At 69.3% G+C, this 21,130-nt stretch carries 19 protein-coding genes; 15 read left to right on the top strand and 4 right to left on the bottom strand.

Features of this window, described 5'->3' with window-relative positions; translation table 11 throughout:
* Positions 1–452: 452 nt before the first annotated feature.
* Genes ABEA24_RS21405 through ABEA24_RS21395 form a run of 3 tightly spaced genes read left to right on the top strand, consistent with a single transcriptional unit; the run spans position 453 to position 1,913 of the window.
* A complete protein-coding gene (locus ABEA24_RS21405) occupies positions 453–866 on the top strand; it encodes a roadblock/LC7 domain-containing protein (protein WP_345432725.1) in 414 nt (137 codons plus the stop codon).
* A complete protein-coding gene (locus ABEA24_RS21400) occupies positions 863–1,333 on the top strand; it encodes a DUF742 domain-containing protein (RefSeq protein ID WP_345432724.1) in 471 nt (156 codons plus the stop codon). Before ABEA24_RS21405 ends, ABEA24_RS21400 begins: the two co-directional genes overlap by 4 nt.
* A complete protein-coding gene (locus ABEA24_RS21395) occupies positions 1,314–1,913 on the top strand; it encodes a GTP-binding protein (protein ID WP_345432723.1) in 600 nt (199 codons plus the stop codon). Before ABEA24_RS21400 ends, ABEA24_RS21395 begins: the two co-directional genes overlap by 20 nt.
* Before the next feature lie 39 nt (positions 1,914–1,952).
* Here the strand turns inward: ABEA24_RS21395 and ABEA24_RS21390 are convergent, their stop codons facing one another.
* The 4 genes from ABEA24_RS21390 to ABEA24_RS21375 form a co-directional block, all read right to left on the bottom strand.
* Positions 1,953–2,756, bottom strand: a complete 804-nt coding sequence (locus tag ABEA24_RS21390) for an anti-sigma factor family protein (RefSeq protein ID WP_345432722.1) — start codon at positions 2,754–2,756, stop codon at positions 1,953–1,955.
* Entirely contained in the window at positions 2,753–3,331 is a 579-nt protein-coding gene (locus ABEA24_RS21385; RefSeq protein WP_425551212.1) for a sigma-70 family RNA polymerase sigma factor, read from the bottom strand. The genes ABEA24_RS21390 and ABEA24_RS21385 overlap by 4 nt, the downstream gene beginning before the upstream one ends.
* Positions 3,332–3,629: 298 nt before the next feature.
* Positions 3,630–4,301, bottom strand: coding sequence for a FadR/GntR family transcriptional regulator (locus ABEA24_RS21380; protein WP_345432720.1), 672 nt, complete (start codon positions 4,299–4,301; stop codon positions 3,630–3,632).
* Positions 4,302–4,371: 70 nt separating this feature from the next.
* A complete protein-coding gene (locus tag ABEA24_RS21375) occupies positions 4,372–6,402 on the bottom strand; it encodes a zinc ribbon domain-containing protein (RefSeq protein WP_345432719.1) in 2,031 nt (676 codons plus the stop codon).
* Positions 6,403–6,789: 387 nt separating this feature from the next.
* Between ABEA24_RS21375 and ABEA24_RS21370 the strand changes: the two genes are divergently transcribed.
* From ABEA24_RS21370 to pqqE, 12 genes are all read left to right on the top strand, one after another.
* On the top strand, positions 6,790–7,794 hold the full coding sequence (locus tag ABEA24_RS21370; protein ID WP_345432718.1) for a chitinase: 1,005 nt from the start codon (positions 6,790–6,792) through the stop codon (positions 7,792–7,794).
* Positions 7,795–8,052: 258 nt separating this feature from the next.
* Positions 8,053–10,089 (top strand): PQQ-dependent sugar dehydrogenase, encoded by a 2,037-nt coding sequence (locus tag ABEA24_RS21365; RefSeq protein WP_345432717.1) that lies wholly within the window; start codon positions 8,053–8,055, stop codon positions 10,087–10,089.
* A 129-nt stretch (positions 10,090–10,218) separates the two neighbouring features.
* Positions 10,219–11,979 carry an alpha-L-fucosidase gene (locus ABEA24_RS21360; protein WP_345432716.1) on the top strand — a complete coding sequence of 587 codons (1,761 nt, stop codon included), beginning with the start codon at positions 10,219–10,221 and terminating at the stop codon, positions 11,977–11,979.
* The gene (locus ABEA24_RS21355; RefSeq protein ID WP_345432715.1) at positions 11,972–13,180 is read left to right on the top strand and encodes a glycoside hydrolase family 88/105 protein; all 1,209 of its coding nucleotides are present in this window, start codon (positions 11,972–11,974) and stop codon (positions 13,178–13,180) included. Before ABEA24_RS21360 ends, ABEA24_RS21355 begins: the two co-directional genes overlap by 8 nt.
* 31 nt (positions 13,181–13,211) lie before the next feature.
* The gene (locus ABEA24_RS21350; RefSeq protein WP_345432714.1) at positions 13,212–14,729 is read left to right on the top strand and encodes a glycoside hydrolase family 28 protein; all 1,518 of its coding nucleotides are present in this window, start codon (positions 13,212–13,214) and stop codon (positions 14,727–14,729) included.
* Positions 14,730–14,731: 2 nt separating this feature from the next.
* Complete coding sequence (locus ABEA24_RS21345; protein ID WP_345432713.1) at positions 14,732–16,057, top strand: glycoside hydrolase family 27 protein; 1,326 nt, start codon at positions 14,732–14,734, stop codon at positions 16,055–16,057.
* A gap of 125 nt (positions 16,058–16,182) precedes the next feature.
* A complete protein-coding gene (locus tag ABEA24_RS21340; protein WP_345432712.1) occupies positions 16,183–17,970 on the top strand; it encodes a discoidin domain-containing protein in 1,788 nt (595 codons plus the stop codon).
* 58 nt (positions 17,971–18,028) lie between these two features.
* A complete protein-coding gene (gene pqqA / locus ABEA24_RS21335; RefSeq protein WP_345432711.1) occupies positions 18,029–18,151 on the top strand; it encodes a pyrroloquinoline quinone precursor peptide PqqA in 123 nt (40 codons plus the stop codon).
* Between the two features lie 5 nt (positions 18,152–18,156).
* Positions 18,157–19,026 carry a pyrroloquinoline quinone biosynthesis protein PqqB gene (pqqB, locus tag ABEA24_RS21330; protein ID WP_345432710.1) on the top strand — a complete coding sequence of 290 codons (870 nt, stop codon included), beginning with the start codon at positions 18,157–18,159 and terminating at the stop codon, positions 19,024–19,026.
* Entirely contained in the window at positions 19,023–19,724 is a 702-nt protein-coding gene (pqqC, locus tag ABEA24_RS21325; RefSeq protein WP_345432709.1) for a pyrroloquinoline-quinone synthase PqqC, read from the top strand. Before pqqB ends, pqqC begins: the two co-directional genes overlap by 4 nt.
* Positions 19,721–19,981: a pyrroloquinoline quinone biosynthesis peptide chaperone PqqD gene (gene pqqD, locus ABEA24_RS21320; RefSeq protein WP_345432708.1), complete on the top strand. Its 261-nt coding sequence runs from the start codon at positions 19,721–19,723 to the stop codon at positions 19,979–19,981. The genes pqqC and pqqD overlap by 4 nt, the downstream gene beginning before the upstream one ends.
* Positions 19,978–21,102 carry a pyrroloquinoline quinone biosynthesis protein PqqE gene (pqqE, locus tag ABEA24_RS21315; RefSeq protein ID WP_345432707.1) on the top strand — a complete coding sequence of 375 codons (1,125 nt, stop codon included), beginning with the start codon at positions 19,978–19,980 and terminating at the stop codon, positions 21,100–21,102. The genes pqqD and pqqE overlap by 4 nt, the downstream gene beginning before the upstream one ends.
* Positions 21,103–21,130: the final 28 nt, after the last annotated feature.

Below are 21,130 nucleotides of genomic sequence, written 5' to 3'. Positions count from 1 at the left end.
TTGCGCCGGGTAAGCAGAGGCTTGCTAAAGTGCGACAGGCGTTGAACGGCGGCATCCTGCCGTGACGCGCTCGGCATCGGATGCTCGGCGGCCGTTCACGCTTCACGACGGCGTGCGAGTTCTTCCGTAGGCTCTCGTTGGAACTGGTGGATGCACTTTTGGACGGCCTGAACCCCCTCGGCGTGGACTCGAATCCCTCGGAGCCGTCGCGGACCCCCTCAGGTCTCCCGATCCGCGTTCCCCAGACGAGCATCGCCGCTCCGCTGCGCGCGGACGCTCCGCCCGTCGCCCGGCCGGCCGAACACGGCGCACCACGTGGGGGCCGGTCGATCGGGGAGGTCCGCAGATCCATCGGCGGCCTGCAGGCCGCCACCCGACACGCCCGGGAACCGGTCGAACGTCAGCACGAAGCCCCACCCGACCGCAGACGAAGAAGCGTAGAAGGACAAGCAGTGGCCCAGAAGACAGACCCTCCCGCCGAACTGGCCTGGTTGCTCGACGACCTGGTCAAGCGCGTCAAGGAGGCTAGGAACGCGATCGTCCTGTCCGCCGACGGCCTGCTCATGGCGGCCTCGGCGGACTTCGACCAGGACGACGCCGAACACCTGTCCGCGGTGGCGGCCGGGATCCAGTCCCTGGCCAAGGGCGTCGGGGAACGCTTCGACGGCGGCCCCGTCCTGCAGACCATCGTCGAGATGCGGTCGGCGTACCTCCTCGTGACCGTCGCCGGGCACGGCGCCTGCCTGGCCGTGCTCAGCAGCGAGGACGCCGACATCGGGCTCGTCGCCTACGAGATGGAGATGCTCGTCTCCGGCCTCGGCCATCACCTCACGGCCGCGTCGCGCACCACGGATCCTGTGCCGTGACCGACGCCAGCGAGATCCCCGAAGAGGAGGCCCCGGCGCCGGACCTCGTCGACGCCCCGCCCGGCGGATCGCCGGTCGCCGTTCCCGCAGACGGCGAGCCGGAGGAACGCTGGCTGGACGAACAGGCCGGCCCGCTCGTCCGCCCGTACGTCATGACGCGGGGCCGCACCGAGCCGATCCGTGGAACGTTCGATCTCATCACCATGGTGGCGGCCACCGGAATCCTCCCGGCGCCCGGGCTCGGTCTGGACCCCGAGCATCAGGCCACCCTCCGGCTCTGTGACGAGCCCATGTCGGTGGCCGAGATCGCCGGGCACCTGAACCTTCCGACCGTCACCGTCCGAGTGCTGCTCGGAGACCTGCTCGCCAAGGGCCTCATCACCGTTGAGGACCCGCAGACGGAGGCGGAGCTCGCGGACGACGACGACCTCTACCTGGCGGTGATCGATGGACTCAAGGCGCTTTGATCGACGGGGCCGGAGGCTGCCGAAGGCGATCAAGATCGTGATCGCGGGCGGCTTCGGCGTGGGCAAGACGACCCTGGTCGGGACCGTATCGGAGACCAAGCCGCTGCGGACCGAGGAGTTCCTCACCGACAAGAGCGTGGGCGTCGACGACGTGGAGGGCGTCGAGGCGAAGGCCACCACGACGGTCGCGATGGACTTCGGGCGCATCACCATGAAGGACGAACTGGTCCTCTACCTCTTCGGCACCCCCGGTCAGGAGAGGTTCTGGTTCATGTGGGACGAGATCGCGATCGGGGCGCTCGGCGCGGTCGTGCTCGCCGACACCCGGCGGCTCGCCGACTGTTTCCCCGCGGTCGACTACTTCGAGCGGCGGGGCACGCCGTTCATCGTCGCGGTGAACTGCTTCGAGGGTTCCAAGCGGTTCGAGCTGGACGAGGTGGAGATGGCGCTCAACCTCGGGCGGCACGTCCCGGTGGTGCTGTGCGACGCCCGCGACAAGGAGTCCTGCAAAGACGTCCTGGTGGCCCTCGTCCAGCACGCGATGAAGACGCGGAAACAGCCGCGGACCGCCACGGTGTAGACCCTGGAGCGCGACGGCCGTAGGTCGTCGCGCTCCTGGTCACACCGGGATGCTCAGGAGCGTGCCGCCGCCCTCCACCTCCACGTCGAACCTCGCCAGGTCCTCGCGCGAGACGGCGGTGCCTCCGTGGACCTGCAGATGGTCGGGTGAGCCGAGGACGCCGTAGCCCTTGGGGGGTACGGCCCACTCGGTCACGACGTGCCGCTGCCCCGACCGGTTGACCGCGACGAGCCGACAGGTGAGCGGGCCTTTGACGTTGCCCAGATCCAGGGCGACGTGCGTGCCCCAGGCCTTCTTCTCCATCGCCACGATTCCGCTCGCCCCCGTCCGCGGGCTCGTGGCGCTGTGCGTCTCACCCCATCCGAGGAGGTCCGCCGGCATGTTCGCGTGATCGTGCGTCATCACCATCCCGCCGCCGTGTCCGGCGACGGCGGCGCCGACGGTGACCCCGCCGGCGAGTAGTGCGACACCGGCCGCGGCGCTGAGGATCGCGGTGCCCCGGCGCCGGCGGCGCGCGGCCGCCCTGCGCCGGCGGAGCAGGCTCGTGACGTCGGCGGAGCGCTCGGGCGCATCCTGCCGCGCCGCGCCGGGAGCGGCGTCCTCCAGCCGCGCGGCGCCATGACCGATCTCCACCGGCCCCTCGGTACCGAGGCCCGCCTCCGGCTCCAGACGGAGGTCGGTCAGCAGCTCCCGCATGCCGGACAGGTCGGCGACCTCCGCCGAACAGTCGGGGCACCCGGCCAGGTGGGCTTCGAAGGCCAGCCGGTCGTCCTCCTCGAGCAGTCCGAGGGCGTACGCGCCGACGTCGGTGTGCGGGACGGCCTCTTCGCCACGCTCGGTCACGGCGTCACCCCCCTCTCCTCGAGCACGACGCGCAGCGCGCGAAGCGCGTAGTAGACCCGCGACTTGACCGTGCCGACGGGGATGCCGAGGACCTCGGCCGCCTCGTTCACCGTACGGTCGCGCAGGACGGTCTCGGTGAGCACCTCACGGTGCGCGGGACTCAGCGCCTTCAACGCCTCGGATACGACCACGCCGCGCAGCAGATCCTCCATGCCGTCCGGGGTCTGGAGATTCTCCAGAGGTCCCTCGCCCGCTTCCTGGGGCCGCGCACCCCGGCGGCGCCTCTCGTCGATGACGATACGGCGCGCGACCGTCGCGAGCCAAGGCATCAGGCTCCCGGAGTCGGAGTCGAGCTGGTCGAGGCTGCGCCACGCGCGGATCATCGTCTCCTGCACGATGTCCTCGGCCCACTGCCGGTCGCCCGCGGTCTGCCGGATGACGAAGGCGAGCAGGGGGGCGTGGTACTCGCGGTACAGCCCGGCGATGATCAGTTCGTCGTCGGCGTCGGTCACCGGACGCAGCGCGCGCAACCAGGTCCGAGCCTTCGTCCTGCCGCGCGCTCCGGGAAATGCCATGGCGGGGGTTCTCCGGACGGTCGGGAGCGCGAAGGTCAACGATAGACCCGGCGGCGGCCGGATCGCTCGCACACGGCCGCGCGCGGCGGCTCGTCCGTGAACGTGTGGGCTCCTGTGGCGAGTGCCTGGGCTCTCGTGGCGAACGCGTGGGCTTCCGCGCGCCCGTGCCGGAGCAGTCCCATCGTCATCCCTCCCGTGATCCGGTGCCGGCGGTCCCGGTGACGACAGGGTGTACGCGCCCGGTCGGGCGCTCGGTTCAACGTCTGCCGATTTTTCTCGCCGGATCGCGGGCGGCGGCTCACAGGGCCTTGCGCAGCCACTGCTCGACGCCGGCGACGTGCACCGTGGCCAGCGCCCGGGCGACGTCCGCCTGCCGGGTCGCCAGCGCGTCGAGGATGGCGTGGTGCTCGTCGAGGGTGCGCCGCAGCGCGCCCTCCTGGGTGAGCCCGCGCCAGACCCGCGCCCGGATGGTCGGGCCGCACATGGTGTCGACGAGGGAGTACAGCACGGAGTTGCCGGCGGCCTCGGCGATGCGGCGGTGGAACTCCAGGTCGTTCTCGACCAGGTCCTCCACGGCGGACTCGTCGGTGACCTTGGCCAGGTGGTCACGCAGGGCGTCGATGGTCTCCAAGCTGATCTTCTGGGCCGCCAGCGCCGTGGCCGCCGGCTCGAGGATGCGGCGCACCTCGAAGAACTCCAGCACGGTCTTGTCGTGATGCAGGTCGACGATGAAGCTGAGGCCGTCCAGCAGCGCCTTCGGCTCCAGGCTCGTGACGTACGTGCCGTCGCCCTGCCGGACGTCGAGGATCCTGACCAGGGACAAGGCCCGTACGGCCTCCCGTAGGGAGTTGCGGGACAACCCGAGCTGGGCCGCCAGATCCGCCTCCTTGGGAAGGCGGTCGCCCGGCCGCAGTTCACCCGACACGATCATTCCCTTGATCTTCTCGATCGCGTCATCCGTGATCGGCATCGTCGCCCCTCCCCTACCCGCTCCTCCCGATGAACGCCACCGGGCCCTTGTGCGTTCCCAACGTCTCTGATCAGCTTAGGGATCCGTAGTCATGTTGGGTATTTGTGACTGGGGGATCTGTCCACCGGGGTGGGGTGGCGTGGGCGTGTAGGTGGAAGCCTGCGCCCAGTGCCGTTCCTTTGGGCCGGTGCCGTGGGCGGTCCCGGCTGGGGGTGGGTGTGCTTGAGCTGATCGTATGCACGATAGTGGTGCGCACGCCCTGGTACCGGCAGGCCGCGCGAGGCAGCTTGCGGTCCGTGTGAGCGTGTCCCTCCGGACGCTGACCCGCCGGCCCGTAGGGGCCGGGGGTGGAGGGTGCCCCGCGTCGCCTGGGCGCGGGGCGTGAGGTTCGGCGCGGGGTGGGGCCGGTCTTGGACCGATCACCCCCGCTGGCTTGAGGAGCGGCGGTCGGGGTAATGACCGCACTCGCTTCGAGTTCATCGATGATGCGGCCGATGGTCATCTGGCCGGTGGCGCGGTCGACGGTGGTGTTGTGCTCGTGGGTCAGGCCGCGGGCGGCGACGCGCCGCCATGCACCGTGGTCGCGGTCGCCTTGCCAGCCACACTGCGGGTCGGGGCAGTACGCCCACTTCCATCCGGGCGTGGTGGGCCGGTCGGGTGCCTTGCAGTGCCGCAGCGGCATCAGGCAGGCCGGGCAGCGCTTTGAGGTGTTGCGGGCCGGGACGGTGACCACGGCGATGCCGGCCTCGGCGGCCAGGTGCCGCATGTTGCCGACGATCTGCCCACGCACGGCCTCGGAGAGCCGGGTGTTGAGGGTGCGGCCCATGCCCTTGGCCTCCATCGACCGCAGATCCTCCACATAGATCACACTCGCACCCGCGGCGATCGCCTGATCCACCACCCACCGCGCCGCCGACCAGGCAAGTGCGTCGTTCAGGCCCGACCGGCGATCAGCGACATGCTGGCGTTCGGCTTTCAGCACGGCGTGTTTGGCGGCCAGATGGTGGTCCTCGTTGCTGCCGATGAGGCGGACGTAGGTGTCGGTTTTGGCGTGCAGGTGTTCGCTGTGGCGGCGTAGCCGGTGCTGGCGGGCCATCACCCCACCGGCCCGGAACATCGCCCCGGCCCCCAGCGCGGTGATGGTGCCGCCGGGATGCAAACGGCACGCCCCGGCACTGAGCAGGGTGTTCAGACCCCAGTCCACACCCAGCGCCGTCGTGTGGCCCTTCGGTTCAGCCTTGGGAACGGGATGGGAGAACGCCAGGTCGGCGTGCACCCTGCCACCGCCTGGCCCGGTGGTGGGGCGGAGTGTGGGCAGGTGCAGCACCGCGAAGGGCGGGACGGTGGGCGGCAGCGTGAGAGGGCAGGCCACCCAGGTCCAGTCGGCATACGAGCGCGGATCCGGGCGTGTCGGCAGTTGCAGCCGCAGCAACACCCTGGACGGGTCGTCCTCTGCGCGTTCCACGGTGGCCTGCTGGCGGTCCACCGCGGCGAGCACCAGCATCCGCGCCGCGTTCGGCGCTTCTTCCAGTTCGAACACATCGGCCGGAAGCCGCCCACGCTCGTCGAGAAAAGCGGCGACCTGCCTCGTGCGCGCCTTGATCACGCTGCTGGACAGGGCCCTGCTGTCGGGGATCGTCTCGCGGACGGCGTCCCATTCGGCCGGGGTGCGCTTGTCCGGGTCGGCGGGCCAGGTCGCCACGATCCCGGCGACCATCTGGACACGGTGCTGCGCACCGCGCAGGATCCGCCCGGCCTGCTCTTGAGCCATCCGCACGATCCGGTCATTGACCTTGATCCCCTCAGGGACGGTCACCGCCCAGCCCAACCTGCGCAACGCCATCCACGCATTCGACGGCAAGACGCGGCCCGCCTCATCCACCCCACCGGCCAGCACGGCCACGTCACCGGCGTTCCAATGCTCGGCCAGCAGATCGGTGGCCATCCCTGCGACGAGGTCTGTGGCCCAGTCCACCCGCTCGGCCACCGTCCGGGCCGAGACCATCTCTCCGGTCTTCTCCTCCATCCCACCACGCAGCAGCACGCGGGCGGTCGCCGTCCGGGCCACCTGACCGGCGGCCAACGGCAGTTCCCGGCTCATACGACACGACCCACTTCCCGATACGCGACGAAACACATACGCACGGTAACGATCCTCATCGACATTCCGCTCGGTGATTCGAAAATTCAAGCGAGGTCAGCCCCTCAGGGCGTCGACCGTCAGCGGCGAAACGTCATCGCGCATCCACGGCAACTCGACGCCCTCTAGCTACCGCCACCTAACGTTCGAGATCCCTAAGCAAACCCGTGAGCCTGCCATGTGGCCCACACCGGCCACACGCACGACGGGGCTTGACGGGACGCGGCGGACGGTGGTGACATCTGCAGTCATAGGTTAGGAAGGTTTCCTAACCAAGACCGCACTCGGACATTGCCGGCCGGGGGCGCGTCGGGGGCCGCGTACCGGATCGGCGAAAGGAGACCGACCGTGCCCATTGCCCCGCGTACCCTGCTCGCCGCGGCCGCCGCCGTGACGGCCGCCCAGGTGGCCCTCGCCGCGCCCGGCCACGCCACTCCCACCTCCCACGACGTGAGCGCCGCCGCCTCCCCCGGCGTCGCCGTCGCCCCGTACGAGTACCTCGGCTGGGGGAACCCGCAGGCGCCCGCCTCGGTGCTGTCCGCGACGGGCGTCAAGTGGCTCACCCTCGCCTTCATCCTGTCGGACGGCGGCTGCAACCCGAAGTGGGACGGCAGCCGCTCGCTCACCGGCTCCGACAAGACGGCCATCAACTCCATCCGCTCCGCGGGCGGCGACGTCGTCGTCTCGTTCGGCGGCTGGAGCGGGAACAAGCTCGGCGAGCACTGTTCGAGCGCCTCGGCCCTCGCCGGGGCGTACCAGAAGGTGATCGACGCCTACGGCCTGAAGGCCATCGACATCGACATCGAGTCGACCGAGTTCTCCAACGGGACGGTGCAGCAGCGGGTCATCGACGCGCTGAAGATCGTCAAGTCGAAGAACTCCGGGATCAAGACGTACATCACGTTCGGCACGACCCCGAGCGGCCCGGACTCCACCGGCAAGTCGCTGATCAACCGGGGCGCCAAGGCCGGGCTCGACAATGACGGCTGGACGATCATGCCGTTCGACTTCGGCAGCCACAGCGGCTCGATGGGCAGCGCGACGACCGCCGCCGCGGACGGGCTGAAGAACGCCGTCAAGAGCGCATACGGGTACAGCGACTCGGTGGCCTACTCCCACATCGGCATCTCGTCGATGAACGGCAAGACCGACGAGTCCGACGAGACCGTGAGCACCGGCGACTTCCAGACGATCCTGTCGTACGCGAAGTCCCACCACATCGCGCGGCTCACCTTCTGGGCCGTCAACCGCGACCGCAAGTGCGGCTCCGGCGAGAGCGCCGGCGACTCGTGCAGCGGCGTGTCCCAGTCGGCCTACGCCTACTCCAAGATCTTCGCCCAGTACACCGGCTGACCCAACCTGGTCGAGGTACAGCGGGTCACGCCCTCGCCCGGCGCGCCTCCGCGCGAGGCACGCCGGGCGACCGGCAGAGGGTGGATACATCCGACCTATCTGGCCGGCTACCCACCCCAGCTCGACCGTCGAACGGCCAATCGAACACGCGTCAGGCCTGCATCGACCAAAATTCAACAAGTCATTGACAGCGGAAACACCGCTGTTACATTTCCAGCAAAGATCCCATCTTTCCGTTCCAAGAGCGGCGGCAGGATCATGATGAAAACCTTTGCCTTGCTCGGCTCGGGCGCGCTCGGCGCCGGGCTGTTGATCGGTACATCCTCTGCGCACGCGGCCGCGCCCGTGCTCCTGAGCCAGAACAAGCCCACGACGGCGTCCTCGGAAGGCGGATCCGGATACGCCGGGAAGTACGCCGTCGACGGCGACACCTCCACGCGGTGGGCGAGCGTACGCGACTCCGACCCGCAGTGGATCTACGTCGACCTCGGCGCGACCGCGCAGATCAGCGAGGTCAAGCTGGTCTGGGACCTGTCGTGCGCCACGGCGTACCGCGTCCAGACCTCCGGCGACCACTCCACCTGGACGGACGTCTACTCGACGACCTCCGGCGACGGCGGCACGGACGACCTGACCGGTCTGAAGGCCAGCGGCCGGTACGTCCGCGTGTACGGGACGAAACGCTGCCGGGACACCAGCAGCTACGGCTACTCCCTGCAGGAACTGCAGGTCTACGGCGGGACGGGCGGCGACACGCAGGCGCCGACCACCCCGGGCAACGTCCACTCGACCGGGGTGACCAGCGACAGCGTCACCCTCGCCTGGGACGCCTCGACCGACGACGTCGGCGTGGCCGCCTACGACATCTACAACGACGGCAACAAGATCTCCGAGGCCGCGGGCACCGCGACGAGCAAGACCATCACCGGGCTGACGCCGAAGACGCAGTACCGGCTGACGGTGTTCGCGCGGGACGCCGCGGGCAACGTGTCGCCCAGCAGCGCCTCGGTCACGGTGACCACCGCGGCGACCGACGACACCCAGCCGCCGAGCGCGCCGGCCAACCTGCGCTCCACCGGCGTGACGAGCGGCAGCGTCTCCCTGGCCTGGGACGCGGCCACCGACAATGTGGGCGTCACCGGCTACGACGTCTACAGCGGCGGGACGGCCATCGTCACGGGGGTCAAGACCACCTCCACGACGATCAGCGGCCTGGCCGCGAACACCTCCTACACGTTCACCGTGAAGGCGAAGGACGCCGGCAACAACGTCTCCGACGCGAGCAACGCGGTGACGGTGAAGACGGGGTCCTCCTCCGGCGGCGGCGTGCCCTCGAGCATCACCACCGTCTCGTCCGGCTGGACGATCCCCTGGGGGATGTCCTGGCTGCCGGACGGCTCGGCGCTGATCACCGAACGCGACTCCTTCAAGGTCTTCAAGCTCACCCAGAGCGGCACGAAGACCCAGGTCGGCGCCGTGCCGAACGCGGTGACGACCGACGGCGAGGGCGGCCTGCTGGGCATCGCGGTCTCGCCGAACTGGAGCAGCGACCACTACGTGTACATCATGCACACGGCGTCGGAGGGCAACCGGATCGTCCGGATGACCTACGACGGCAGCTCGCTGAGCGGCTACAAGATCCTCGTCCAGGGCATCAAGAAGAACCGCTACCACAACGGCGGGCGGCTGAAGTTCGGCCCGGACGGCTACCTGTACGCCACCACCGGCGAGGCGCAGACGCCCGACCTCGCGCAGGACAAGAGCTCCCTCAACGGCAAGATCCTGCGGATGACCACGGACGGCCAGCCCGCACCGGGGAACCCGTTCGGCACGCTCGTCTACAGCTACGGGCACCGCAACCCGCAGGGCATCACCTGGGACCCGCAGGGCCGCCTGTGGGAGGCCGAGTTCGGCAACAGCAAGTACGACGAGGTCAACCTCATCGAGCCGGGCAAGAACTACGGCTGGCCGACGTGCGAAGGAAAGTGCAGCACCTCCGGGATGACCAACCCGAAGGTGCAGTGGTCGGTGTCGCAGGCCTCGCCCAGCGACATCACGTACGCCGACGGCGCGCTGTACGTCGCGGCGCTGAAGGGCCAGCGGCTGTGGCGCATCCCGGTCGACGGCACGACCACCGGCACACCGGCGGCCTACTACGTGAACACGTACGGCCGGCTGCGGACCGTGGAGACCATCCCCGGCAAGAACGCGCTGTGGCTGTCCACCACCAACTGCGACAACAACGGCAACCAGGCCGACGGCTCGGACAAGGTGTTCCGGATCGACCTGAAGTAGCCCTTCCCCCCGAATACGTGATCGCGTCCCCGGTGCGCCAGGGGCCCGGGGGCGCGGTCACCCTCATCCCGGCTCCCGCCGGTCCCCATCCGGGCAGTCCCCTGCCACACCCAGGAAGAACCCCCGCCCATGCGACGACGATCACTGCGCCTGCCGGCCGCCGGTCTGGCGGCGCTCGCCCTCACCCTCACCACCACGGCCGGCCCCGCCCGGGCCGAGCTGACCAATCCGCGCCAGGACTGGCTCCGCAACTCGACCGCCGGCCTGTTCCTGCACTGGGGCCTGCGCACGAGCCCCGCCCACACGAGCTGCAGCGGCTGGGAGTCCGACGTGACGAACGGCGGCTGGAGCGCGGACTACTGGGTGAGCGAGGCCCAGAAGCTGCACGCGAAGTACCTCGTGCTCGCGTCGTTCCACAGCCGGCTCGGGTACGCGCGGGCCTGGCCGTCCAAGATCCCCGGCAGCTGCAGCACCAAGCGCGACTTCCTCGGCGAGCTGATCAGCGCCGCGAAGGCCAAGGGCCTGAAGGTCATCCTCTACATGACCAACGACCCGCAGTGGCACGACGAGGGCGGCCACGAGTGGCTCGACTCCTCCGCCTACTCCAAGTACAAGGGCAAGACGGTCGACCTCACGACCAACGACGGCTTCGGGCAGTTCTCCTACGACAACTTCGTCGAGGTCATGCAGAACTACCCCGACCTGGCCGGGTTCTGGATCGACAACGACAGCCAGTACTGGATCGACCACGGCCTCTACGAGAAGATCCGCCAGGACCGGCCGGACATGCTGCTGTCCAACAACAACGAAGACACGCCGATCATGGACACGGTCAGCAACGAACAGAAGACCGGCATGTCCCCGGCGTACGACTACCCGGCCGCCACCTGGTCCCCCGCGCCCCGCCTCACCGAGGCCTGCTACAAGCTCCCCTCGAGCGGCGCCTGGTGGTACGACGGCAGCAACTCCTCGGTCGACAAGGCGCTGAACGTCGGGCGGCTCATCACCAACGCCGGCTCCTCCATCAAGTCGCTGATGGCCGAGACGGCGCAGGTCAACGGCAAGTTCCCGTCGAATCAGGCCTCGTACAACGACTTCCTCAACACCTACCTCGGCCCGATCTGGAGCTCGATCAACGGGACCGAGGGCGGCGGCTACATGTACGGCGGCCTGCAGCCCGGCTCGTGGAACGACGGGGCGTACGGCGTCACCACCATCAGCAAGACCGACCCGAACCTGCACTACATCCACGTGCTGACCAAGCCCTCGGGCAGCACGCTGAAGGTCCGCGACAACGGCTACAAGGTCACCGGGGTCACGAACCTGCGCACCGGCGCGGCCCTGAACTTCAGCCAGTCCGGCGGCTCGCTGATCATCACCGGCATCGGTGACTGGGACGGCTACGACACCGTCTTCAAGGTCCAGACGTCCGGCCGTACCGGCATCTACTCCGGCGTGACCGCGACCGCGAGCGCGTCCAAGAGCGGGTACCCGGCGGGCAACCTCGTCGACGGCGACTACCTGAAGTGGTGGGACAACAACGGCACCCTGCCGGTGAACATCACCCTCGACCTCGGCTCCGCCAAGAAGGTCGCCTACCTCGGCGTCAACCAGCGCGAGTGGTCGGTGAGCTACAAGCGGTCGAGCACCGAGGACTCCGCGCGGATCAAGGCGTACAAGGTCCTGTCCAGCACCGACGGCAAGACCTGGTCGACGGTGAAGTCCGGGACGATGCCCAGCGCCCGCGGCGTGCGGTTCATCGACCTCGGCATCTCCTCCGCGCGCTACGTCCGCCTCGAGGTCGACAGCACGTGGGCCGCGTCGTCCGCGACCAAGTTCTACAAGAAGCTGCTGATCGACGAGATGTGGCTGGGATCCGACTATGCGTAGGCCGAGAAAGCGCATTCTGGGATCGAGGCGGCCCGCCGTCGCGCTCACGGCGGTGCTCTGCGCGGCGCTGACCGCGCTCACCACGCCGGCGTCGGCCGCCCGCCCGGGACGCGCCGCCAAGGCGGCCACCGACTGGTCGGTGGCGGTGGTCGACTCGACCATCGCGCGCGACACCCCGAGCAAGATCGGCGGCTGGTCGTACCCGGTCGGGCTGTACCTGTACGGCCAGTACCTCGTCTACCAGCGCACCCACGACGCGAAGTACCTGTCGTACATCAAGAGCTGGGCGGACCGCTTCGTCGACTCGAAGGGGAACATCGGCCAGAGCTTCGACAACCTCGACAGCATGCAGGCGGGCCGGATCCTCGTCCTGCTGCACCACGAGACCGGCCAGGCGCGCTACCAGACCGCCGCCGCGAAGATCCGCAACCGGCTGAAGTCGTACCCGCGGAACTCCGACGGCGCGTTCTGGCACGGGACGTCCAGCAGCCGGGCGCACCAGCTGTGGGCCGACGGGGCGTACATGGTCAACCCGTTCCTCGTCGAGTACGGCAAGGAGTTCGGCGACACCGCCTACACCGACGACGAGGCGACCAAGCAGCTCGTGGCGTACGGCACCCATCTGCAGGTGTCGAACGGCCTGCTGCGGCACGCCTACGACGAGTCCAAGAAGGCGAGCTGGGCGGATTCCAAGACCGGCCTGGCGCCGGAGCACTGGTGCCGGGCGATCGGCTGGTACGCCATGGCCACGGTCAACGTGCTGGACGCCGTCCCGGCGACCAACGCGCGGAGGCCGCAGCTGCTGACCATCCTGCGCGACCTCGCCGCCGGCCTCGAGCGCTACCAGGACCCGGCCACGGGGCGCTGGTTCCAGGTGGTCGACAAGGGCTCGCAGTCCGGCAACTGGACGGAGACGTCCTGCTCGAGCATGTTCGCGTTCGCGCTGTCGCGGGCCGCGGAGCAGGGCTATGTCGACGCGCACTACAAGGCGGTCGCCGACCGCGCCTACCAGGGCGTGCTGAAGAAGATCTCGCTGGGGAGCGACGGCCGGACGAACCTGACCGACATCTCCGTCGGCACGAACGTCGGCTCGTACTCCTACTACGTCGGCAGGACCCGGGCCACCAACGACTTCCACGGCCTGGGCGCCTTTTTGATCATGAACGAGCAGTTCGTCCGCACCGAAGGCGTGACCTGCTAATCCCTTTTTCCGCCTCCTCTCGGAAGAAACCATGAAGATCCCACTGAAACACCTCGTACAAACACTCGCGGCCCTCATCGGACTGGTCGCCGTCCTCGGCCTCGTCCAGCCGCCCGTGCCGGCCGCGACCCGCGCCGCCGCCGGCACCTTCAACGTCAAGGACTACGGCGCGAAGGGCGACGGCGACGCCAACGACACCTCCGCCATCAACAAGGCCATCACCGCGGCCAACGACGCGGGCGGCGGCACGGTGCGCTTCCCGTCGGGGACGTACAAGTCCTCGAACACCATCCACATGAAGAGCAACGTCACGCTGCAACTCGACTCCGGCTCGACCATCAAGGGCGCGAGCGGGACCGGCTACGACAAGGCCGAGTCGAACTCCAACGACAAGTACCAGGACTACGGGCACAGCCACTTCCACGACGCGATGATCTACGGTGACAAGCTCACCAACATCGGCTTCACCGGCTCCGGGACGATCGACGGCGGCGGCAACCTGATCACCGGGAACCCGAAGAGCGGTCAGGCCGACAAGATCATCTCGCTGACCCGCTGCACGAACCTCACGCTCAGCGGCATCACGCTGCGGCGCGGCGGCCACTTCGCGGCGCTCATCAACGGCTGCGACCACGTCACGTCCGACCACCTGACGATCGACACGGCCAGTGACCGCGACGGCTGGAACATCATCAGCACGACCAACGTCACGATCACCAACGCGAACATCTCCGCCAACGACGACGCCCTCCCGTTCAAGAGCGACTACGCGCTCGGCGCCAAGCTGCCGAACGGCCACGTCACCGTCACCGACTCGAAGCTGTCGGCCAAGTGCTGCAACGCGCTGATGTTCGGCTCGGAGACCTGCGGCGACTTCACCGACTACAACTTCTCGCACATCACCATCACCGGCGCGCAGAAGTCCGGCCTGGGCATGGTGTCGATGGACGGCGCGAACATCTCCGACGTCCACTACAGCGACATCACGATGTCCGGCGTGCGCTCGCCGATCATGCTGAAGGTCGGCACCCGGAAACGCTGCGGCAACAGCCCCGGAGTCGGTCACATCTCGGGCATCACGTTCGACAACGTCACCGGCACCGGCGCGAGCCCGTCCTTCAGCCCCACCATCTGGGGCCAGACGGGCGGCAACCAGATCAGCAACGTGACGTTCAACAACGTCAACCTGACCGTGCCCGGCGGGAACGGCACGATGGGCACCGGCGTCCCCAGCGACAGCGGTGACTACAACCCGAAGAGCCTCGGCACCCGCCCCGCGTACGGCTGGTACATCCACAACGCGAACAACATCAAGTTCACGAACAGCTCGGTCAAGTTCGCCAAGGACGACGGCCGGCCCGCGGTCATCGCCAACGCCGGCAGCGCGATCAGCTTCGACCACTTCACCGCGCAGCGCGGCGGCGACAGCCCCTCCGACCTGCTCTTCCAGGGCATCACCGGCTACTGCGCCACGAACAGCACGAACACCTCCGGCGGGGCGCTGCGCGTCGCCACCAGCGGCGGCTCGACCCAGACGTGCGGGAGCTGACGATGAGGGCCCGTCTCACCGCTCTCGCCGTGGCGGCCACCGCGCTGGCCGTACCGGGCGCCACGTCCGCGGCCCACGCGTCGGACAACGGCCTGTCGGTCCGGCCGGCGATGGGCTGGAGCAGCTGGAGCTTCGTCCGCCGCTGGCCGACCGAGGCGAAGATCAAGGCCCAGGCCGACGCTCTCGCGAGCAGCGGGCTGAAGGACCACGGCTTCGTCTACATCAACCTCGACGACTTCTGGCAGAAGTGCGACTCGAACGGCTTCACCGTCGACTCGTACGGACGCTGGGCCGTCGACACGTCGAAGTTCCCGTCCGGCATCAAGGCGCTCGCCGATTACGTCCACGGCAAGGGGCTGAAGTTCGGCTTCTACGTGACGCCCGGCATCGCCAAGAACGCCGTCACCAAGAACACCCCGATCGAGGGCACGTCGTACCACGCGAAGGACATCGCGGACACGTCCAAGACGGAGAAGAACTACAACTGCAAGAACATGTACTACATCGACTACTCCAAGGCGGGCGCGCAGGAGTTCGTGAACTCCTGGGCGAACCAGTTCGCCTCGTGGGGGGTCGACTACCTCAAGATCGACGGAGTGGGCAGCGCCGACGTCCCCGACGTCCAGGCGTGGGACAAGGCGCTGCGCGCCACCGGCCGTCCGATCAACTTCGCGCTGTCCAACAACCTGCCCATCGCGAACGCGACGACCTGGAAGAAGCTGGCCAACAGCTGGCGCACCCAGGGCGACGTCGAGTGCTACTGCGGCTCGGGTTCCAACGGCAGCGGCTACCCGCTGACGGACTGGTCGCACGTGTCCAGCCGGTTCGGGACGGCCGCGTCCTGGCAGCAGTACGCCGGGCCGGGCGGCTGGAACGACCTGGACTCCCTGGAGATCGGCAACGGTGACCAGGCCGGCCTGACCGCCGACCAGCGCCGGTCGATGTTCACGCTGTGGGCGATGGCGGCCTCGCCGCTGCTGCTCGGCACCGACCTGACGAACCTGAACAGCACCGACACGGCGATGCTGACCAACGACCGGCTGATCGGCGTCGACCAGGACGGCGTCGCCGCGGGCCGGATCGTGAACAGCGGCGTCAAGCAGGTCTGGCGCAAAAAGGAGTCGAACGGCGACTACGTCGTGGCGCTGTTCAACACCGGGACCTCCGGCAACTCCACCGTCAGCGTGAACTGGTCGCAGGTCGGCTTCTCCGGCAGCGCTTCCGTCACCGACCTGTGGTCCGGCAAGGCCACCGGAACGGTGGCCGACTCCTACAGCGCGACCCTCCGGCCCGGAGAGACGCGCCTGATCCGCGCGCATCCCCTCTAACCGCCCACCTTGGTGGACCGGCCGTCCCAGCCCCTCGCGACGGCCGGTCCACCGCACCGTATCCGGCTCTTCTCGATCCGAAACCGAGTCTCCATGGCACTGCTCATCCCTGGGAGCGACAGACGATGCGTTCGAAAGCGGCGGCGCTGCTCGCCGTCCTGGCCCTGGTCCTCACCATGGGCGTGACGTCCTCGGCGCGGGCCGAGCTCTTCAACCCCCGCCAGATCTGGCTGCGCGACTCCACCGCGGGACTGTTCCTGCACTGGGGCATGCGCACCAGCCCCGGCTACACCGACTGCGCCGCCTGGGAGAAGGCGGTGACCGACGGCGGCTGGGATCCGGCCTACTGGGTACGCGAGGCGCGGAAGCTGCACGCGTCGTACCTGGTGCTGGCCAGCTTCCACAGCCGGCTCGGCTACTCCCGGCCCTGGCCGTCGAAGATCCCCGGCAGCTGCAGCACCAAGCGCGACTTCCTCGGCGAGCTCATCAAGGCGGCCCGCGCGAAGGGCCTGCGGGTCATCCTCTACATGACCGACGATCCGAAGTGGCACGACGAAAGTGGCCACGAATGGCTTGACTCCGCCGGTTACTCGGCCTACAAGGGCAGGAGTGTTGATCTTTCGACACGGCCTGGCTTCGGCGAGTTCAGCTGGGACAACTTCGTCGAGGTCATGCACAACTACCCGGGCCTGTCCGGGTTCTGGATCGACAACGACAACGAGTACTGGGAGCAGAACGGCCTGTACGAGCTGATCCGCAAGGAACGCCCGGACATGCTGCTGTCCAACAACAACGAGGACACGCCGATCATGGACACGGTCAGCAACGAGCAGAAGACCGGCATGACCCCGGCGTACGACTATCCCGCCGCCACCTGGACGCCGATGCCGCGCCTGACCGAGGCCGACTTCAAGCTGCCCACCAAGGGCGCGTGGTGGTACGACGGCAGCGACTCCGACATCGACTACCCGCTCAGCGTCGGGCGGTACATCACCAACGCCGGGGCCTCGATCAAGAACCTGATCGCCGAGACCGCGATGGTGAACGGGCGCTTCCCGGACAAGCAGGAAGCCTTCAACAACTTCCTCGACACGTACCTTGACCCGATCTGGAAGTCGATCCACGGGACCGAGGGCGGCGGCTACATGTACGGCGGGCTGCAGCCCGGTGCGTGGAACGACGGCGCGTACGGCACCGTCACGGTCGCCAAGGACGACCCGTTCCGGAACTACCTGCACGTCCTGACCCGGCCGTCGGGTGACACGCTCACCGTGCGCGACAACGGCTACCGCGTCGCCCGCGTGACCGACGTACGGACCGGGCACCGGTTCGCCTTCACCCAGGCGAACGGGCGGGTGACCATCTCCGGCATCACCCTCTGGGATCGGTACGACACGGTGTTCCGCGTCGACCTGGCCGGCCGCGAGGGCCTGTACCGGCACGTCACCGCCACCGCGACCGCCTCGGCCGATGGCCACCCGGCCGCGAACCTCACCGACGGCGGCTACCTGAACTACTGGGACGGCAACGCCACCGTGCCGGTCTCGATCACCCTCGACCTGCGGCGCCGCGGCCCCGTCCGCTTCCTGGCGATCAACCAGCGAGAGAACTCCCCGACCCACAACCGGGAGACGTTCGGCCGCAAGGAGGACTCGGCTCGCATCAAGGATTACCGGGTCTACGTCAGTGATGACGGCGTGACCTGGGGCGACCCCGTCAAGACCGGGGTGCTGGAGAGCGCGAAGGCCGTGCGGTTCATCGACCTGCCGACGACGACCACGGCGCGGTACGTGAGGCTGGACGTCGACAGCACCTGGGCCGCCGAGAGCGTGCCGGCCTTCTTCAAGAAGCTCGCCATCGACGAGATCCACGTGGGCTGGGGCTCCCCCGCCGGCCGCGGAGGCGCTCGATGAGAGACGTCCGGTGGACGCCGTCCGCCGGGGCCATCGATCGATCGAAGGGATGGTGACGATGGCAGACATCCACGGCAAGGGCAAACGCCGGGGAACCGACCAGACGACCTGGAGGAAGCCCGACTACGAGATCGTCGAGACGTCGATGGAGGCGTCCGCCTACTTCCTGTCCACGCGGTAAGACCCTTGCTCCTGCAGATCCTGGGCACCGCCGCCGGCGGCGGAGTGCCGCAGTGGAACTGCGCATGCCCGGGGTGTGCCGGCGCCCGCTCCCACCCGGAGCGCCGGCGCCGGCACGCCTCGGCGGCGATCCGCGCCGGCGACCGATGGTTCGTCATCAACGCCACGCCGGACATCGCCGACCAGGTCGAGTTCTGCGGCACGCCGGCACCCGGCTCGCGGGACACCCCTCTCGCCGGGGTGATCCTCACCGACGCGGAGCTCGACCACACCCTGGGACTGGCCCGGCTCCGCGAGGCCGCGTCGGTCGACGTCATCGCGACACCGGCGGTGACCGGCGCACTGTGCGACCGGCTCCGCCTGGGCGACGTCCTGGCCCCCTACACCCGCCTCACCTGGCACGAGCTCCCGGAGGACCGGCCCGTACGGCTCGGCGGCACCGTGTCGGTGCAGGCCGTGCGCGTCTCGGGCAAACGGCCCCGCTACGCCGCCGACGCCGACCCGGACGGGGCGTGGTCGGTGGCCCTCGTCCTCGCGGACGGCGACCGGACCGCGGTCTACGCACCCTGCCTGGCCGACTGGACGCCGGCCCTCGACAAGGTCCTCACAGCCGCCGACTGCATCATCGTCGACGGCACGTTCTGGGACGACGACGAGCCCCGCCGGATGGGGGTCTCGGAGAGGACCGCCACCCAGATGGGGCACCTGCCGATCACCTGGACCGCCGGCCCGCTGTCGCGGCTGCCGGCCCGCCGGAAGCTGTACACCCACCTCAACAACACCAATCCCCTCGTCGACCCGACCGCCCCGGCGCACGCGTCGCTGGCGGCCCTGGGCATCGAGGTCGCGCCCGACAGGACGGTGATCGAGCTGTGAGCATCGCCGACACGGAGTTGGCCCCCTGGACGACGGCTGAGCTGGAGGAGCGCCTGCGCGACGTGGTCGCGCGCCGCTACCACCACCGCCATCCGTTCAACCTGCGGATGCACGAAGGCACGCTCACCCCCGACGAGCTGCGGCGCTGGATCCTCAACCGCTTCCACTACCAGCAGCACATCCCGATCAAGGACGCGCTCATCCTGGCCAAGCTGGAGACGTCCGAGCTGCGGCGCCTGTGGATCCACCGCATCCACGACCACGACGGCACCGCGCCCGGCGAGGGCGGCATCGAGCGGTGGCTGCGCCTCGGCGAGGCGGCCGGCCTGGAACGGGGCCGGCTGCTGTCGGGAGAAGAGGTGCTGCCGGGCGTGCGCCTCGCCGTCGACGGCTACGTCAACTTCTGCCGCCTGCGCCCTCCGTTGGAGGCCGTCGCGTCGTCGCTGACCGAGCTGTTCGCCCCGGACCTCATGCGGGTCCGCATCGAGGCGTTCGAACGCCACTATCCCTGGGTCGACGCGGCCGGGCTGCGGTACTTCCGCGGCCGCATCTCCCAGGGCCGGAACGACAGCCAGGAGGCCATCGCCCTCGTCCTGGACTGGGCTCGGACCCGCGCCGACCAGGAGCGCGCGGTCGCCGCCCTGTCCTTCAAGTGCGACGTGCTGTGGAGCCTTCTCGACGCCGTGGAGCGGGGATGACCGCCGAGTGGCGGCCCGCGCTGGCCTCATCGATCCGGCTGCGCCACGACCGGGTGCGCGACAAGGACCTGCTGGTGATGCCCGAGCGGGTCGTCGTCCTGAACCCGGAGGCGGGCCGGATCCTGCGGCTGTGCGACGGCAGCCGTACGACGACGCAGATCGTCGACGAGCTGGCGGAGGACTTCCCGGACGCCTCTGTCGCCGACGACGTCGGCGAGTTCCTCGACCGCGTACGCGGCGAGGGGTGGGTGAGATGAGCGTCGAGGAGACCGCCGTGGGACCGGAGCGGAGTTCCGAGGCCGTCGCCGCCGGGACCGTCGATCCGCCGTGGGCGCTGCTGGCCGAGGTCACCCACGCGTGCCCGCTGCACTGCCCGTACTGTTCCAACCCGGTCGAGCTGGTCCGGCGCTCGACGGAGCTGGACACGGCCACGTGGGTCCGCCTGATGGAAGAGGCGGGCGACCTGGGCATCGTGCACGCCCACATCTCCGGCGGCGAACCGCTCCTGCGGCCCGACCTGACCGAGATCGTGGCCGCCGCCGAACGCGCCGGGATCTACACCCAGCTCGTCACCAGCGGTGTCGGCCTCGACGCGGCCCGGCTCGGTGAGCTCACCGACGCCGGGCTGCACAGCGTCCAGCTCTCCGTCCAGGACGCCACGGCCGCCGCCTCCGACCGCATCGCGGGCCGGCGGTCGTTCGCCGACAAGGAACGCGCCGCCGCGGTCGTACGCGCCGCCGGCCTGCCGCTCGGCCTCAACGTCGTCCTGCACCGGCACAACCTCGCGGGCCTCGACGCCATCATCCGGCTGGGCGCCGAGTGGGGCGCCGAACGGATCGAGCTGGCCAACACCCAGTTCTACGGGTGGGCGCTGCGCAACCGGACGGCGCTCCTGCCGGGCCGGGAGCTGCTCACCGCCGCCGAGGAGACCGTACGCCGCTGGCGCGAGCGGTCCTCGATCGAGCTGATCTGGGTGGTGCCGGACTACTACGAGGGCATCGCCAAGCCGTGCATGGGCGGCTGGGGGAATCGCTCGATCACGATCGCCCCGGACGGACGCGTGCTGCCCTGCCCGGTCGCGTACGCGCTGCCGGACCTGTCGCCGCCGAACGCCCGCGACCACTCCCTCGCCTGGATCTGGGAGCACTCCCCCGCGTTCAACGCCTACCGTGGCACCGCCTGGATGCGCGAGCCGTGCCGCACCTGCCCGCAGCGCGAGGTCGACTTCGGCGGCTGCCGCTGCCAGGCGTTCGCGCTGACCGGGGACGCGGCCCGTACGGATCCGGCCTGCCACCTGTCCCCCGACCACCGCCTGATCCAGGCGCTCACCGAGGCGCCCGCGACGGCCGACTTCGTCTACCGCCGCCCGGGCGCGTGACCACCCGGCCGTACCGAGGGCGCGGTGA

This window comes from Actinoallomurus vinaceus, from assembly GCF_039542055.1.
Taxonomy (GTDB): Bacteria; Actinomycetota; Actinomycetes; order Streptosporangiales; family Streptosporangiaceae; genus Actinoallomurus; species Actinoallomurus vinaceus.
This window is presented reverse-complemented; position numbering and strand designations above follow the sequence as displayed.